Origin of the sequence: Halomonas cupida, from assembly GCF_900142755.1 — a bacterium.
In the GTDB taxonomy this organism is placed as follows: domain Bacteria; phylum Pseudomonadota; class Gammaproteobacteria; order Pseudomonadales; family Halomonadaceae; genus Halomonas; species Halomonas cupida.
The window spans coordinates 48363-63316 of sequence record NZ_FRCA01000013.1 but is presented as its reverse complement, the minus strand read 5'-3'; the positions used below and the strand labels follow the sequence as shown (position 1 = coordinate 63316).

Sequence of the window (14954 nt, the reverse complement as noted above, 5' to 3'; positions counted from 1 at the left end):
CACTGGGCAGCTCGCCGCTCGTTACTCGTGTCTCGAAGCTGGGACCATGGCGCGGCACTGGGCAGCTCGCAGCTCGTTACTCGACGCTCGTGGCATCAGTCATCTGTTCCAGCCAGCGCTGGTATACGGCCAGGCTGGCCTCGTCGAACAGTACGAATCTCACCAGCTCGAGTGTCGAGCAGTTGGCCAGACTGGTCAGGACGGTGGAGATCGCGATTTCTGCCGCCTCTTCCATGGGGTAGCCGAACACGCCCGTGGAAAGTGCCGGGAAGGCAATGCGCTGGATGCTGTGCTGTTCAGCAAGATCAAGGGCGTGACGGTAGCAGGATGCAAGCAGTTCGGCACTCGGCTCGTCCACGCCGTACACCGGGCCGAGGCAATGAATGACATGAGCGTTGGGCAGATTGAAGCCCGGCGTTATCACGGCCTGGCCGGGGCGAATCGGCGCCAGGTCTCGTCCGGCGCGCGCCAGTTCCGGCCCGGCCGCTCGATGTAGTGCACCGGCCACGCCTCCGCCGGGCTGAAGTTGGGCATTGGCGGCGTTGATCACCGCTTCGATGTCATTCTGTGCCGCGATATCTCCCTGAATGCACTCTATCAGGGGGTGTTGAGATGTTGGCATGTCGGATCCCGGTGATGTCTCACAAGTGGTGCCAGTTGTCAGCAGTAGTTGTACCTCCTGTCAGAGTAGCACCAGTGGCTGGACGCCTATTCCCTGCCGAAAGCTATTAACATGGCAGTCAAATAGTTCATCCTGATCGATTTGATTCTCGTCCGCACCACACTGGCGCAGATGCGCGGATCTGCTGGTGTGATGCGGTCTCGCGTCGGCCTGATGGCCGACGGCGGCACATCCCTGTGCCGCCATTAACCCAGCATAAAAGCATGCCATGTCAATAGTTCAACAATGGTGTGGTTCACAATGACAACAGACAGCGGGGAAGCCTTCGCTGTCTGTTGATCCTGTCTCGTTGAAGGTCAGCGGTAGCCGGCCATCAACTCGCGTATCAACGGGGTGTCGGCATCGCGGTGGGTGGGGAGCTCGAAGCGAGCATTGGCAATTGCCTTGCGTGACAGTGTGGTAGTGATCAGCATCTCGCGGTCCTCGGCCCGGGCGAGAAATTCACCACGCGGGCCCAGGATACAGGAGCCGCCCCAGAAATGGCTGTCGCCCTCCGGGCCGTAGCGATTGACCATGATCACCGGAGTGCCATAGGTCATGGCATAGAACCGTACATTGACATGCCAGTTCTGTTCGTTGGAGAAGTCCTCGCTGACAATGCCCGACGCCGAGTTGATTGGTGCGCAGAGCAGCGTCGGGCGTGCCAGCAGTGCGGCGTGCACCAGAGCGGGGTTCCACATGTCGGCGCAGATCAATGGGGTGTTGGACCAGCCGGGGCGGACATCGGTATGCGTCAGTTCGTTACCGTGGGTGAACCACTTGCCTTCTTCCAGGCCACCGTAGCTTGGCAGGTTGAGCTTGCGATGCACGGCGATGATCTCGCCGCGCTGCATGATCGCCAGCGCATTGTAGTACTCGCCGGGACTTGCCTCCTCGACGAAGCCCACGACCGTCTGCATGTCCCCGCAGGCAGAAGCCAGTGTTGCCAGGCGTGGATCCTCGCGAGGAATGGCCACTTCCATGACCTGACGGCCAAGGCCATAGCCGGTCAGCGACAGTTCAGGGAAGACCAGTAGCTCGACATCCTCGGCTCTGGCCTGGTCGATATACTCACGATGATGCTCGAGGTTGGCATCCAGGTCAGCAAAGGCACAGTTGATCTGTGCAGCAGCTACCTTGAGCGAATCCTGGTGGTGCATTCGCAATTGACTCCATGGGTAGGTGGATGATGAGGGCTGAGTCACCTCGATACAGGTGGATTGTGACTCATGCCGGATGGTGTAGCCAGGTGGCGTTAACCGGATCATGCAGGTTAATGATGGACCGGCCAATGGTGCGGACATCAATGCGACCTTCGAGAACAGCATGCTGTCATGGTCTGTCGGGTATGGGCCGGCTCTTTCATCCCGCGGTCGGGTAAGCCACGAATATCGACACGAAAGCGGGGGTATTCCGATGATGGCCATGACCGAGACCAGTCCAGAGTCAGGTGCGTTACCGGTCGGTACGGGGCTGGAGGTAATCTGCTACTGGCATGGCTCTGAAATACGAAGAACTGCGGGATACCGCACTAGCGTGATGTCAGGGAGTGGCTATGCTCATAAGAATAGGATCAGGCCAGATTCGAGTAGAGCCTCGCGCGATGCTTCAATGCTGTGGCGATTAGTGCACAGCGTTGAAGCAAATTGAGCGCCACAGGACGAATTTGCTGTCTACACTGATTGAGTAACTGGAAGTTATTGAATCATTCAGGTAATTTCCCCGCTGAAGTAGCATGATAAGGACGCTGTACCGCCCATCAGGGAAGTCAGCAGGGGATTGTCCCATTACAACGTCGAGAATCCAGAATAAAGAGGTATGTCCATGAAGCGCCATGCGTTCTCTGCCGCTGCCGTCTCCGGTGCCATCCTCGGAGCCGCCATGTTTTCGTCTCCGGCAATGGCCCAGGAGGAAAGGTTCATCACCATCGGTACCGGTGGACAGACCGGGGTCTACTATGTCGTAGGCCAGTCCATCTGCCGCTTCGTCAACCAGAGTGCTGAAGAAACTGGTATTCGTTGCAATGCTCCTTCCACTGGTGGCTCTGTGGCCAACGTCAACGGTATTCGCAGTGGCGAATACACCATGGGCGTGGCCCAGTCTGATGTGCAGTATCAGGCATACAATGGTACCGGCAATTTCGAAGGCAATACCTACGAGGACCTGCGAGCGGTCTTCAAGGTACACGGCGAGCCGCTGACCATTCTGGCGCGTGCCGATTCCGGCATCGAGACGCTGGATGACCTTGAAGGCAAGCGCGTCAACATCGGCAACCCGGGTTCCGGCCAGCGCAACACCATGGAAGTGGTCATGGATGCCAAGGGCTGGACCGAGGACTCCTTCTCGCTGGCTTCACAGCTCGATGCCGCGGAAATGGCCTCTGCTCTGGCCGACAACAACATCGACGCCATGGCCTACGTCGTCGGCCACCCCAATGGTGCCATCCAGGAAGCGACCACTACTGTGGATGCGCGTCTGGTGCCGCTCAATGATGAGGACGTCCAGTCTCTGGTCGAGGAGTATCCCTACTACTCCATGTCGGTCATTCCCGGTGGTATGTACAAGGGCAATGACGAGGATGTCGAGACTTTCGGTGTCGCAGCGACATTCGTGACCTCCGCTGATGCTGACGAGGACCTGGTCTACGAAGCCGTCAAGGCGGTATTCGAGAACTTTGATCGTTTCAAGCGTCTGCACCCGGCTTTTGCCAACCTCGAGCCGGAAGAGATGGTCTCCGATGGACTGTCCGCACCGCTGCATGAAGGTGCTGCACGCTACTACCGTGAGCAGGGCTGGATCGAGTAAAACGCTCGACCCTTGCTGCTGACAGCTATGCGGTAAACAACGTTGCGCGGTCTCCCGGAGGGCGGCCGCGCAGTGCGTTCTGGTCGGAGATTCGTGACGTATGGCTACAGTGCCATGTCATATCGCCGGATGGGGCCGCCATTCGGTTTGATCGTCAAACAGTCAAAGGTGTGAGGATGTCGAATCACCTCATCACATTCATTCATCTTCTTCAGACAGGGCTTGCTTATGACTGAGGACAACAAGAAAGCCGCGGGATCCACGGTGGATCTCGAGGATATGGTCGCTTCCAGCGACTCCGGGGCACGCAACCCCGAAGGCTTTCCGGGCAAGTTGCTGATCGGAATAGCGGCAGCATGGTCGTTATTCCAGCTCTGGGTGGCATCGCCTCTGCCGTTCATCGTCGGCTTTGGTGTCTTCAATGCCACGGAAGCACGCTCGATTCACCTGGCATTCGCCCTGTTTCTGGCCTTCATGGCCTATCCGGCCACCAAGCGCTCACCGCGTGATCGTATTCCGATTCAGGACTGGATCATGGCGATCATCGCCGCGTCAGCCGGGGCCTATCTGTTTACCTTCTACGAGCAGTTGTCGGCCCGTCCCGGAGCGCCCATCATGCAGGATGTGGTCGTTGGCGTGATCGGCATCCTGTTGCTGCTCGAAGCAACGCGTCGTGCCCTGGGGCCGCCGCTGACCATCATTGCGTCGCTCTTCATCATCTATTCGCTGGCGGGCCCCTGGATGCCCGGTATTCTTGCCCACCGTGGGGTGAGTCTGCACGGCCTGGTCAACCATCAGTGGTTGACGACCCAGGGGGTGTTCGGCATCGCACTGGGAGTCTCGACCAGTTTCGTCTTCCTGTTTGTGTTGTTTGGTTCACTGCTCGACAAGGCGGGGGCCGGTAACTATTTCATCAAGGTCGCCTTCTCGATGCTGGGGCACTATCGTGGTGGCCCGGCCAAGGCTGCTGTGGTGGCTTCCGGTCTTACCGGTCTGATTTCCGGTTCGTCGATTGCCAATACGGTGACCACCGGTACCTTTACCATTCCGATGATGAAGCGCGTCGGCTTCTCCTCCGAGAAGGCCGGGGCGGTCGAGGTATCGTCTTCCGTCAATGGCCAGATCATGCCGCCGGTCATGGGCGCGGCAGCTTTCCTCATGGTCGAATACGTGGGAATTTCCTACGTCGAAGTCATCAAGCATGCCTTCCTGCCGGCGCTGATTTCCTATATTGCGCTGATCTATATTGTCCACCTCGAGGCCCTCAAGGCTGATATGCAGGGGCTGGAGAGTTCCAACCCGGCAAAGCCGCTGGTGCGCAAGGTCACCGGCTTTCTTGCCGGACTGCTGTTGATGATGGGCACGGCATTGGTGGTCTACTACGGCCTCGGGTGGTTGAAGCCGATTCTCGGTGACGCAACGCCCTGGGTAGCTGCAGTGGTGCTGGGTGCCGTCTATGTGGGATTGCTGGCACTGGGCTCCGGTTATCCGGAGCTCGAACTGGATGACCCCAATACCCCGATCTTCAAGTTGCCGCAGACTCGGCCGACAGTCATGGTGGGATTGCACTATATCCTGCCGGTGATTGTGCTGGTCTGGTGCCTGATGGTTGAGCGTCTTTCTCCGGGACTGTCGGCCTTCTGGGCCACGGTGTTGATGATCATCATCATGCTTACCCAGCGACCGATCATGCATGCCTTCCGTGGCCGTGGTGATCTCGCTCGGGATTTCCGCGAAGGTGCCATGGACCTGTGGAACGGTCTGGTCGGCGGTGCTCGTAACATGATCGGTATCGGTATCGCCACCGCGACGGCGGGCATCATTGTAGGGGCGGTGTCACAGACCGGCGTCGGTCTGGTACTGGCCGATGTGGTCGAGACGCTGTCGATGGGCAACCTGATGCTGATCCTGCTGATGACGGCTGTGCTCAGCTTGATTCTTGGCATGGGGCTGCCGACCACTGCCAACTACATCGTCGTTTCGGCACTGCTGGCGCCGGTCATTGTCCAGCTGGGTGAGCAGAATGGCCTACTGGTGCCGTTGATCGCGGTGCACCTGTTTGTGTTCTATTTCGGCATCATGGCTGACGTCACGCCACCCGTGGGGCTGGCTTCGTTCGCGGCGGCGGCGCTGTCCGGTGGTGACCCGATTCGCACAGGCTTTCAGGCGTTCTACTACAGTCTGCGCACAGCGGCGCTGCCGTTCCTTTTCATCTTCAATACTGACCTGCTGCTGATTGATGTCACGCCTCTACAGGGGGTGTTGGTATTTATCGTGGCGACCGTTGCGATGTTGATCTTCGCGGCCGCGACCCAGGGCTTCATGCTGACGCGTAACCGTTGGTACGAGACCATTCTGCTGTTGCTGGTGGCCTTTACCCTGTTCCGTCCCGGCTTCTGGATGGACAAGATCCATGATCCCTATCGCAGTATTCCTCCGTCGCAGTTCGAGCAGGCGCTGGGAGAGGTTGACCGGGACAGCACCCTGCGACTGCAGATCAGTGGTCTGGACGCCTTCGGCAAGCCATTGACGACCTGGATGACCATGCCGGTACCGGAAGGTGAGACGGGCGAGGATCGCCTGCTCAATCTGGGACTGGAGCTGGTGGAGCGAGATGGCAAGACCATCGTGGACCTGGTCACCTATGGCAGTGAAGCTCAGGATCTTGGTTTCGACTTCGACCAGGAGATCGTTACGGTGTTGGCGCCAGTGGATCGCTGGCCGAAGGAACTGATGTGGTTCCCGGGGCTGGCAGTGTTCGGCCTGGTGGTGCTGATGCAGCGACGCCGTCGGACAAGACAGATCACACAGGCCTCGGCCTGAGGAGTGAGCGTCATGTACAACAGGATTCTGTTGCCGATCGATCTCAACGAAGAGAGTTCATGGCAGAAGGCATTGCCGGTTGCTCTCTCGTTGTGTCGCAACTTCGGCGCATCTCTACAGATCGTCACGGTATTGCCGGACTATCGGATGCCGATGGTCGGTTCGTTCTTCCCGAGCGACTTTACCGACAAGGCTCGTGAGGCACTGAAGGAGGCTCAGCAGAAGTTCATTGCTGAGCAGGTGCCGGATGACATCGAGGTTCACACGGCGATCGTCGATGGCTCTCCCTGGGAAGGCATCATCAAGGCGAGCAAGCGACTGGAGGCCGACCTGATTGTCATGGCGTCGCATACCAGGCGAAAATTCGCCGATTATGTGATTGGCCCCAATGCTGAACATGTGGTTCACCACAGTAAGCAGTCGGTGATGATTGTCCGCTGATTCCGTCATGCTTGCCACTGAGCCCCCTTGCCCGCTCGGGTGAGGGGGCTGTCTTTTTCATGAAGGGACGGTTCGCCGTCCTGGTGCGTGCCGTGCCCCGTGCGGTGCTGATCGGCGGGACGTATCAGCTTCGGCTACAGTAATTTCAAGGGGAGGATGGCCAGGTACAGCAGGCGTGCCACTCTGCTGAACAGGGCATTCAACTCCGCATTTTCTGCCGGAATCCAGTAATCTATGCGGCAGAACGACCAGTTACAGGAGAGTACATGCGGGCGCGACGCATACGACAGATCATTCAGGTCGTGGCACTGATGGTGTTGGTGGCCCCGGCCATGGCCGCGATTCCGCCACCGGATGGTCCTGTGCTGCTCAAGATTACCGGCAACATTCGCCATACCAATGTCAACGACGAACTTTGGCTGGATCGCGAGATGTTGAGTGAGTTGCCCTGGCATGAGACCACCACCGATACCCCCTGGCACCGGCAGATGGGACGTTTCGAGGGGCCACTGCTGCGCAGTGTGCTGGAGCTGGCGGGAGTCGACTCCGATGTGGTGGAAGTGCATGCATTGAATGATTTCTTCGCCGACCTTCCGGTCAGCGATACCGAGGACTATGACGTCATCCTTGCTATGAAACGCAACGGCAGGGAGATGAGTATTCGAGAGTTCGGCCCCCTGTTCGTGCTCTATCCCTTCGATGAACATCCTGAATTGAAGACCGAAGCCATTCAGTTCCGTTCGGTCTGGCAGGTCAACCTCATCAAGGTTCCCTGATAGATGACTCGCAAGCCGATTCCATTATCGAACCACCGACCAGGACGGGCGGTCGGCGGTGGGAGGAGGATGCCCCAGTCGTGTTGAGAATCCGCCCCCTGGTCATGTGGTTGAACACTTACCCATTGCGCCTCAAGGTCAGTGCCGGGGCAGCACTGGCCTTCTTTGCAGCGGCCATGGTGGTCATGGCGCTAGTGGTCTGGCGCCAGGATGGTCTCGCCCATGATGTCGCCGAAGATGCGGCCTGGCATGCCTACAAGCTTGATCGGGATGTCGTTCAGCTGCGCGGTCAGGTGTTGTCTGCGGTCCCTGGTTCGGACAGTAGCCTGGAGGAGCTCCGGCTCAATTTCGAGCTGCTCTACAGTCGTATCAACATCATCCATGGCAGTAATATCCTCCAGGTGATCACGATGGCGCCGAGTGCGCAGCGAGAGCTTGATCGCATCGAGCAGCAGTTGTTTCAACTGGATACTCTGCTGTCGTCATTCGATCGACTGGATGACGCTGCGGTTGCGCGCCTCGATCACGAGTTGCTGCAACTCAGTGCGGTCAGCGAGCGGCTGCTCATTGCCACCAACGAGAACCTGGCGCATGTGGCCACGGTGGATCGCCTGCGGCTCCAGCGCCTCTACATGTTGTTGTTGGTGATGATTCTCGGCATGAGTGCTGCTGGCGGGGTGATGTTGATGATGTTGTTGCGTGAGGCTCGGGACAACGAGGCGTCACGCAAGGCACTGGAAACCCTCAGTGACGAACTGGAAGTCAGTGCCCGTCGAGCACAGTCGGCCAGTCAGGCCAAGTCGGACTTCCTGGCCACGGTCAGTCACGAGATTCGAACGCCGCTCAATGGCGTCATCGGCATGAGCGAACTGATGCGCGACCTGTCGTTGGCGGAGCCTGCTCGTCATTACTCTGACACCATTTTCCGCAGTGCTCGCCAGTTGATGAGCATGATTGATGACATCCTCGACTTCTCGAAGATTGAAGCCGGGCGGATGGACCTGGATCTCCAGCCGGTCGCCCTGGAAGCCCTGATCAAGGATGCCGTGGCACTGTTCATGCCGCGAGCCGAGGCCAGTGGTGTGCGCCTCTCTGCGTATCTCGACCCGCAGTTGCCGAGGCGAGTGGAGGCGGACCCCGGGCGTCTGCGTCAGGTGCTGCTCAACCTGTTGACCAACGCCATCAAGTTCACCGATGAGGGTGAGGTGAGTCTGTCGGTGCAGACAGGAGCTCGCCACTGGATGATATTCGAGGTAAAGGATACCGGATCGGGTATCGACAACGTGCAGGCAGCACAACTGTTCGAGCCGTTCCGTCAGAGTGACCCGACCATTGCTCGCCGCTACGGAGGAACTGGGCTGGGGCTGGCGATCTGCAAACGGTTGGTGGAGGCAATGAGTGGTCGCATTGGTGTCGAGAGTTGGCCGGGGCAGGGCAGTCGCTTCTGGTTCGAATTGCCGTTGAGAGCCTGTAGTGAACCGGCGGAGGAGCCGGATGAGAATGCTGTGCCTCAGGCCCATCTCAAGGCACTTGCCGAGGCCGAATTGCTGGTGGTCGAGGATAATCCGGTCAATCAGGAAGTCGCCATGGCCATGCTGGAGCGCATCGGTTGTGCCGCCACCCTGGCCGTTTCCGGTGCTGAAGCCTTGAGCCTTTGTGAGCGTCAGCAGTTCGACCTCATCCTCATGGATATCCAGATGCCGGATATGGATGGTCGAGAAGTGACTCGCCGTCTGCGCCACTGCGATGACTGGCGTGCCACAGTGGCCATTCTGGCGATGACCGCCGGTGGTGCAGCCCATGACCAATCGGACTGCCTGGCGGTGGGCATGGATGGCTATCTGACCAAGCCGCTGCTGATCGGCAACTTGTCCGATGCGCTTCGACGTCATCTTCTGGGGGAACATCGCCACACCTTGCCGTTGGTGGTCGAGGCCGAAGGTGAGAGCAATCCTCTACTGTGTGACGAGACGCTGACATCGTTGCGCAACAGCCTTGGCGATGAGCGTTGCCTGACGCTGGTCCACCTGTTTGGCGAGCAGGGCAATGAGCACCTGAATGGCCTGCAGGCTGCGCTGCAGGCTGAGGATGCCGACGAGGTGAACCGCCTGGCTCATCAGCTCAAGGGCGAGTCGGCGGGTGTTGGTGCTGACACCGTGGCCTCGCTGGCGGAATCCCTCGAGTCACGCTCGCGGGATCTTGCGCCAGACAACATCAATGAGCTGAATGACCTACTGGGGCGGATGCGTCAGGCCTTCGAGGAGACCCTGGTGGCCTTCGACCTGGCCTTTGCTCATCGCTCCCCCGATAGTGATTGACCAGGCCTGTTTCCCGTCGGCTCCACAGGTCACCGACTCCGCCAGTGCGGATGACGTGGTACCACGACTCGTTGGGGCCGGTAATCGCCACGGGTTGCCAGCAGTGCCAGTTCCAGTGCCTGGCGCGCGATGGCCTCATGATCCTGAACGATGGAGTTGACTGCCAGGGGCAGGAAGTCCAGCAGTCGATTGTCGCCAAAGCTGGCCATGGCCAACCGCTCGGAGAGGCCACGTTCCAGCAGAATATCCAGCACGCCCTCCAGCAGCGTGTAGGACGCGGCGATCAGGGCATCGGGCAGTCCCTCGTCATCGAGATGCTGGGCAAAGAGCTGTGCCCCCTGTTCGCGGTCATAGCGCTCGGCACTGATCATGTGGCTGTCGAGATGGCGATCGACGATGGCGGCCTCGAAACCGGTTCGGCGTTCCTTGCTGATACTCAGATGCGGGACGGCATCGAGCCACAGTACGCGTTTGATGCGTGAGTCAGTGATCACCGATTCGGTAAGCAACCGTGCGGCTTCTGTATCATTGCTGACCACGCTGGCAAAGTGTTCAGGGGCAAGCCCCCGGTCGACACCGATGATCGGCAGCCCCTCACTCATCAATTCCCGGTAGAAGGGATCCTCGGTGGTCAGGCAGCTCGCCGTGATCAATGCCTCACAGCGTTGAGCACGCAGGGAGAGCGCCAGTTCGCGCTCACTGTCAGGCTGGTCATCGGAACCGACGATCAGCAACTGGTAGCCCTGTTGTCGCGCCCCTCGCTCGAGATGCTTGGCCAGTCGGGCGTAACTGGAGTTTTCCAGATCCGGAACGATCAGCCCGAGAATTCGGCTGGAACCCCGTCGCAGTGCCGCTGCCTGGGCATCAACGCGATACCCATGCTCACGAACCACCGCCATGACACGCTCGACGGTTTCTTCACGAATGCGACGCTCACGGGCCTTGCCATTGACGATATAGCTGGCGGTGGTACGCGATACCCCGGCCAGTCGGGCGATCTCGGCGAGGGTCATGGTCGCACTCCTTGGCTCTGGTGGCGTTCGCGAGCGTCAGCCATCGGGCGCATGGTGGTCATCGAATGTCCTGTGGTCGGCGAGGTGGATAAGGGTGTCTGGCGACATTTTACATGCCGTCCTGATACTGGCCCCCTGCGAAAGTTGTAACCAATGACTCTTGCCAATGTAGCTGAATCGTACCAGCATTGTGAATATGATAAGTGACACGATTCAGCAAGGCGGTTAAGCCAACACCAGGAGACTCCCCCCAATGCTGACGCTACGCGCTGACGATATTCGACTGGCCTGCCGGGCGGGTTCATGGCAACAGGCGCTTGATGCGGCCTTCGACACCCTCAGCAGTGCCGGGCTGGTGGAGCAGGGCTACCGCCAGGGGCTGCTGGATCGCGAATCCCAGTCCTCCACCTGGTTGGGTAATGGGATTGCCATTCCCCACGGCACACCGGCCAGCCGTGATGCGGTGAAACAGACCGGGGTGCGCGTCCTGCAGTTTCCTGAGGGAGTGGAGTGGCACGATGGCAATCGGGTGTACGTGCTGGTCACCATCGCCGCACAGAGCGATGAGCATCTCGACATCCTGCGCAGTCTGACCCATGTACTGGATCAGCAGGGTGTGGCCGAGCGGCTGGCTCAGGCGGACACCGCCGAAGCCGTTGCCGAATTGCTCTCGAAGCCGGTGGTACGACCGCGCCTGGATCGCGAGACGCTTTGTCTCGGACACCCCGGCGAGGATCTGCTTGAACTTGGCGTTGCCGGCGCCCAGCGCCTGCGTCGTCTGGGACTGGTGGAGGCGGACTTCGTTGCTGGTCTGGCGATGCAGCAGCCGACGCCTCTGGGACGAGGACTGTGGCTGTACAGTTCGGATCAGGGCGTCGTTACACCAGCCCTGTCGCTGGTGACCTCTTCATCATCGCTTCAGCATCAGCAGCAACCGGTGGATGCTGTGTTGTGTCTCGCCAGTCAGGGCCAGGCCAGTCGACCACTGATGGATGCCATCCTGGCTCTGCTTGATGAGCACCGGGACGTCGATCAGACGCCCATTTCGCTGCGTGAGTTGGACGCCGATACATTGCTGGCACGGCTGGCAGGGGAGTCGGTGGATACCGCCAGTTGCCGAGTCCGGGTGTTGAACGCCCATGGTCTGCATGCCCGGCCAGCCAAGGTGCTGGTGCAGAAGGCACGTGAGTCGGGGCTGACGATTCAGTTGCGTCCTGCCGATGGCGGCGGTCAGCCGGTGTCGGCGACGTCGCTGACCAAGGTCATTGGGCTCGGAGCGAGGCGTGGGCAGCAACTGGTGTTGTCGGCACGCGGCGAGGGAGCCGAACAGGCGTTGGAACGGCTGGCGGCAGCCTTCGAAGAGGGCCTGGGCGAGGAGGTCGAGGCTTTCGAGGAGTCGCGTCGTTCACCGCAGATCAATGATGAGGCAATGGAAGTTGCCGAGGCACCTGCCGTCGATACGCCTTTTACCGCCGTGGCGGCATCTCCAGGATTTGCGGTGGCGCCGATTTTCGTATTGCGTACGCCATCCTTCGACTATCCCCAGACCGCCGCTGATGCCGCAGAGCAACACCGTCGCCTCGCTGCAGCGATTGCTGAAGGTCGTGTTCAACTCCGGGCCTTGATAGAGAGCACTGCCGGTGGTGAAGTCGCCGCCATCCTGTCGATGCATGAAGAAATGCTCTCCGATCCCGAGCTGGAACAGGCCGCAGTGGAGGGTATTCACGAGGGGCTGTCGGCGGAGGCGGCCTGGTGGCGGGCCATCGATACCGCCGCCTGCGCCCAGGAGCAACTGGCCGACCGACTGCTGGCCGAACGGGCGGCGGATCTGCGCGACGTTGGCCGACGTGTGCTGGGCGTACTCTGTGACGTCACGCTGCCGGCCCCCCCCAGCTCGCCCTACATTCTGGTCACCGATGATATCGGCCCTTCGGATGTGGCACGCCTCGATACCGGGTTGGTACGTGGCATCATGACCGCACGGGGAGGCGCCACAGCACACAGCGCCATTCTGGCTCGGGCGTTGGGCATACCGGCCGTGGTCGGCGCCGGTGACGGTGTGCTGGCCCTGGCCAATGGTGCCGAACTGCTGCTGGATGGCGAGAGTGGACGCGTGGTGGTCGAGGCGTCGGCGGAACGTCGCGACCGCTTTGTGGCGCGGATGGAAAGCCACGAGCGCGAAGCGGCGCTGGCCTGGGAGTCGCGCTTCGAGCCTGCCATGACCGCCGATGGCACACGCATCGAGGTAGTTGCCAATCTTGGCAACACCGCCCATGCCAGGGATGCCGTGTCGCGGGGGGCCGAGGGCATCGGCCTGCTGCGGACCGAGTTCCTGTTCATGGCCCAGGCCGAGATGCCAGACGTGGAGGCTCAGCAGGCGCTGTATCGCGAAGCCCTCGACGCACTGGATGGACGCCCGCTGGTGGCGCGCACTCTGGATGTCGGTGGTGACAAGCCGTTGAGCTACTGGCCGGTCCCGCGGGAGGACAATCCCTTCCTGGGCCTGCGTGGCATACGTCTGGCGCTGACCCGTCCACAGGTGTTGCGCGATCAGTTCTGCGCACTGATCAAGGCTGCAGAAGGCCGGCCGCTGCGCATCATGCTGCCGATGGTCAAGGATGTGGCCGAATTTCGTGCGGCCAGGCAGATCTTCGATGAAGTGATCGAGGAACTGGCCGTGACCGCGGATGGCGAGGCACTGCAACTGGGGGTGATGATCGAGATTCCATCCAGCGCCTTGCTGGCGTCGACGCTGGCCGCGGAAGTCGATTTCTTCTCGGTGGGCACCAACGATCTGACCCAGTACACCCTGGCCATCGACCGCGGTCACCCCCAGTTGTCGGCGCAGTCGGATGGATTGCATCCCGCGGTGCTCAAATTGATCGAAATGACGGTTCAGGCCGCCCACGCCCACGGCAAGTGGGTCGGGGTATGCGGTGAGCTGGCCAGTGATCGACAGGCAGTCCCGGTGTTGTTGGGGCTGGGCGTCGATGAGTTGTCGGTCAGTGCCCGGCAGGTGCCCATGGTCAAGACTCGCCTGCGTGGACTGACCATGGATGAGGCCCGCCGCCAGGCCCAACTGGCGCTGGCGCAGCCGACTGCCGAAGCGGTACGCAGCGCTCTGGAGGACCAGGCATGAGTCGGGTTCTGACGTTGTCTCCCAACCCGGCCATCGACCTCAGCGTGGCCCTCGACAGCCTCGAACTCGGTGGCGTCAATCGCGCTGGAGCGATCGAGATCATGGCCGCCGGTAAGGGCGTCAACATGGCCCGAGTGCTGGTGTCACTGGGCCATCAGGTGACTGTCAGTGGCTTTCTCGGAACCGAGAATGAAGCGCCCTTCGTCGATGCCTTTGCGGCATTGGGCGTGGAGGATGCCTTTGTGCGTCTACCCGGCGCCACGCGGATCAATACCAAATTGTCTGAAGCCGGTGGACGGGTCACCGATATCAATGCGCCAGGTCTGGCGGTTGACCAACAGGCCTGGCGAGAACTGACCGAGCTTGTCGACCAGCGTCTCGCATCACCTCGGGGGAAACCGGATGCCGTGATGATCGGCGGTAGTCTGCCTCCTGGCGTGGGCGCGGACGCTCTCGCCGCGCTGGTTCGTTGCGTACGACGTCATGAGGTGCCGGTGTGGGTGGATACCAGTGGTGATGCACTGGCCGCAGCCATCGAGGCCGGTGCCTCGGCGGTCAAGCCCAATCGCGAGGAACTGGCTGAATGGGCAGCGATGCCATTGCCGGACGAAGACACTCTGCATCGCGCGGCTCAGTTGCTGGCGAGCCGTGGGCTCCAACACTGCCTGGTGTCATCCGGAGAGCAGGGTGTTCTGTGGCTCGGCCAGCAGGGCGAGTGGCGTTCACATCCGCCAACGGTCGAGGTGAGCAATACCGTATGCGCCGGCGACACCCTGTTTGCCGCCATGCTGCATGCCGTACTGACCAACATGTCTCCGCAGGCTGGTCTGGGATTGGCGACGGCGTTGTCTGCCGAGGCGGTTCGCCACCCGGGGGTCGGCGATGTTCACTGCCCGGACTTCCATCAACTTCTTGAGCACACCAGGGTGCATCGTCTGAGCGATGCCGCCACCGGGGGAGCACTTGCATGAGCATATG

The 14954-nt window shown here is 60.4% G+C and carries 11 protein-coding genes; 7 read left to right on the top strand and 4 right to left on the bottom strand.

The genetic code is table 11. The features are described from left to right. Positions 1–76: 76 nt before the first annotated feature. The 3 genes from BUE38_RS19275 to BUE38_RS19270 form a co-directional block, all read right to left on the bottom strand. Complete coding sequence (locus BUE38_RS19275; protein WP_073436868.1) at positions 77–622, bottom strand: macro domain-containing protein; 546 nt, start codon at positions 620–622, stop codon at positions 77–79. Positions 623–682: 60 nt separating this feature from the next. Next, the gene (locus tag BUE38_RS22755; protein WP_143166401.1) at positions 683–868 is read right to left on the bottom strand and encodes a hypothetical protein; all 186 of its coding nucleotides are present in this window, start codon (positions 866–868) and stop codon (positions 683–685) included. A 110-nt stretch (positions 869–978) separates the two neighbouring features. Then, positions 979–1821 carry a nitrilase-related carbon-nitrogen hydrolase gene (locus tag BUE38_RS19270; protein WP_073436867.1) on the bottom strand — a complete coding sequence of 281 codons (843 nt, stop codon included), beginning with the start codon at positions 1819–1821 and terminating at the stop codon, positions 979–981. Between the two features lie 664 nt (positions 1822–2485). Here BUE38_RS19270 and BUE38_RS19265 point away from each other — a divergent pair. The 5 genes from BUE38_RS19265 (at position 2486) to BUE38_RS19245 (ending at position 9824) form a co-directional block, all read left to right on the top strand. Next, entirely contained in the window at positions 2486–3466 is a 981-nt protein-coding gene (locus BUE38_RS19265) for a TAXI family TRAP transporter solute-binding subunit (RefSeq protein WP_073436866.1), read from the top strand. Between the two features lie 228 nt (positions 3467–3694). Beyond that, positions 3695–6289: a TRAP transporter permease gene (locus tag BUE38_RS19260; protein WP_073436865.1), complete on the top strand. Its 2595-nt coding sequence runs from the start codon at positions 3695–3697 to the stop codon at positions 6287–6289. A gap of 12 nt (positions 6290–6301) precedes the next feature. Beyond that, entirely contained in the window at positions 6302–6730 is a 429-nt protein-coding gene (locus BUE38_RS19255) for a universal stress protein (protein WP_073436864.1), read from the top strand. A gap of 266 nt (positions 6731–6996) precedes the next feature. Beyond that, positions 6997–7506, top strand: coding sequence for a putative pterin-binding protein (locus tag BUE38_RS19250; RefSeq protein ID WP_073436863.1), 510 nt, complete (start codon positions 6997–6999; stop codon positions 7504–7506). An 80-nt stretch (positions 7507–7586) separates the two neighbouring features. Beyond that, positions 7587–9824 carry a hybrid sensor histidine kinase/response regulator gene (locus BUE38_RS19245; RefSeq protein WP_234987108.1) on the top strand — a complete coding sequence of 746 codons (2238 nt, stop codon included), beginning with the start codon at positions 7587–7589 and terminating at the stop codon, positions 9822–9824. 29 nt (positions 9825–9853) lie between these two features. Here BUE38_RS19245 and cra read toward each other — a convergent pair whose 3' ends face one another. Then, positions 9854–10837 carry a catabolite repressor/activator gene (gene cra, locus BUE38_RS19240; RefSeq protein WP_073436861.1) on the bottom strand — a complete coding sequence of 328 codons (984 nt, stop codon included), beginning with the start codon at positions 10835–10837 and terminating at the stop codon, positions 9854–9856. A gap of 253 nt (positions 10838–11090) precedes the next feature. Between cra and ptsP the strand changes: the two genes are divergently transcribed. Together ptsP and BUE38_RS19230 are read left to right on the top strand one after the other, a co-directional pair. Then, on the top strand, positions 11091–13976 hold the full coding sequence (gene ptsP, locus BUE38_RS19235) for a phosphoenolpyruvate--protein phosphotransferase (protein ID WP_073436860.1): 2886 nt from the start codon (positions 11091–11093) through the stop codon (positions 13974–13976). Continuing rightward, complete coding sequence (locus BUE38_RS19230; protein WP_073436859.1) at positions 13973–14947, top strand: 1-phosphofructokinase family hexose kinase; 975 nt, start codon at positions 13973–13975, stop codon at positions 14945–14947. Before ptsP ends, BUE38_RS19230 begins: the two co-directional genes overlap by 4 nt. The last annotated feature ends 7 nt before the right edge of the window (positions 14948–14954 follow it).

What these genes read in the sequence shown, in the direction of transcription:
- BUE38_RS19255 (WP_073436864.1), top strand. Translation starts at nt 6,302, where the DNA reads ATGTACAACAGGATTCTGTTGCCGATCGATCTCAACGAAGAGAGTTCA.
- BUE38_RS19260 (WP_073436865.1), top strand. Translation starts at nt 3,695, where the DNA reads ATGACTGAGGACAACAAGAAAGCCGCGGGATCCACGGTGGATCTCGAG.
- cra (WP_073436861.1), bottom strand. Translation starts at nt 10,837, where the DNA reads ATGACCCTCGCCGAGATCGCCCGACTGGCCGGGGTATCGCGTACCACC.
- BUE38_RS19230 (WP_073436859.1), top strand. Translation starts at nt 13,973, where the DNA reads ATGAGTCGGGTTCTGACGTTGTCTCCCAACCCGGCCATCGACCTCAGC.
- BUE38_RS22755 (WP_143166401.1), bottom strand. Translation starts at nt 868, where the DNA reads ATGGCGGCACAGGGATGTGCCGCCGTCGGCCATCAGGCCGACGCGAGA.
- BUE38_RS19265 (WP_073436866.1), top strand. Translation starts at nt 2,486, where the DNA reads ATGAAGCGCCATGCGTTCTCTGCCGCTGCCGTCTCCGGTGCCATCCTC.
- BUE38_RS19275 (WP_073436868.1), bottom strand. Translation starts at nt 622, where the DNA reads ATGCCAACATCTCAACACCCCCTGATAGAGTGCATTCAGGGAGATATC.
- BUE38_RS19270 (WP_073436867.1), bottom strand. Translation starts at nt 1,821, where the DNA reads ATGCACCACCAGGATTCGCTCAAGGTAGCTGCTGCACAGATCAACTGT.
- BUE38_RS19250 (WP_073436863.1), top strand. Translation starts at nt 6,997, where the DNA reads ATGCGGGCGCGACGCATACGACAGATCATTCAGGTCGTGGCACTGATG.
- ptsP (WP_073436860.1), top strand. Translation starts at nt 11,091, where the DNA reads ATGCTGACGCTACGCGCTGACGATATTCGACTGGCCTGCCGGGCGGGT.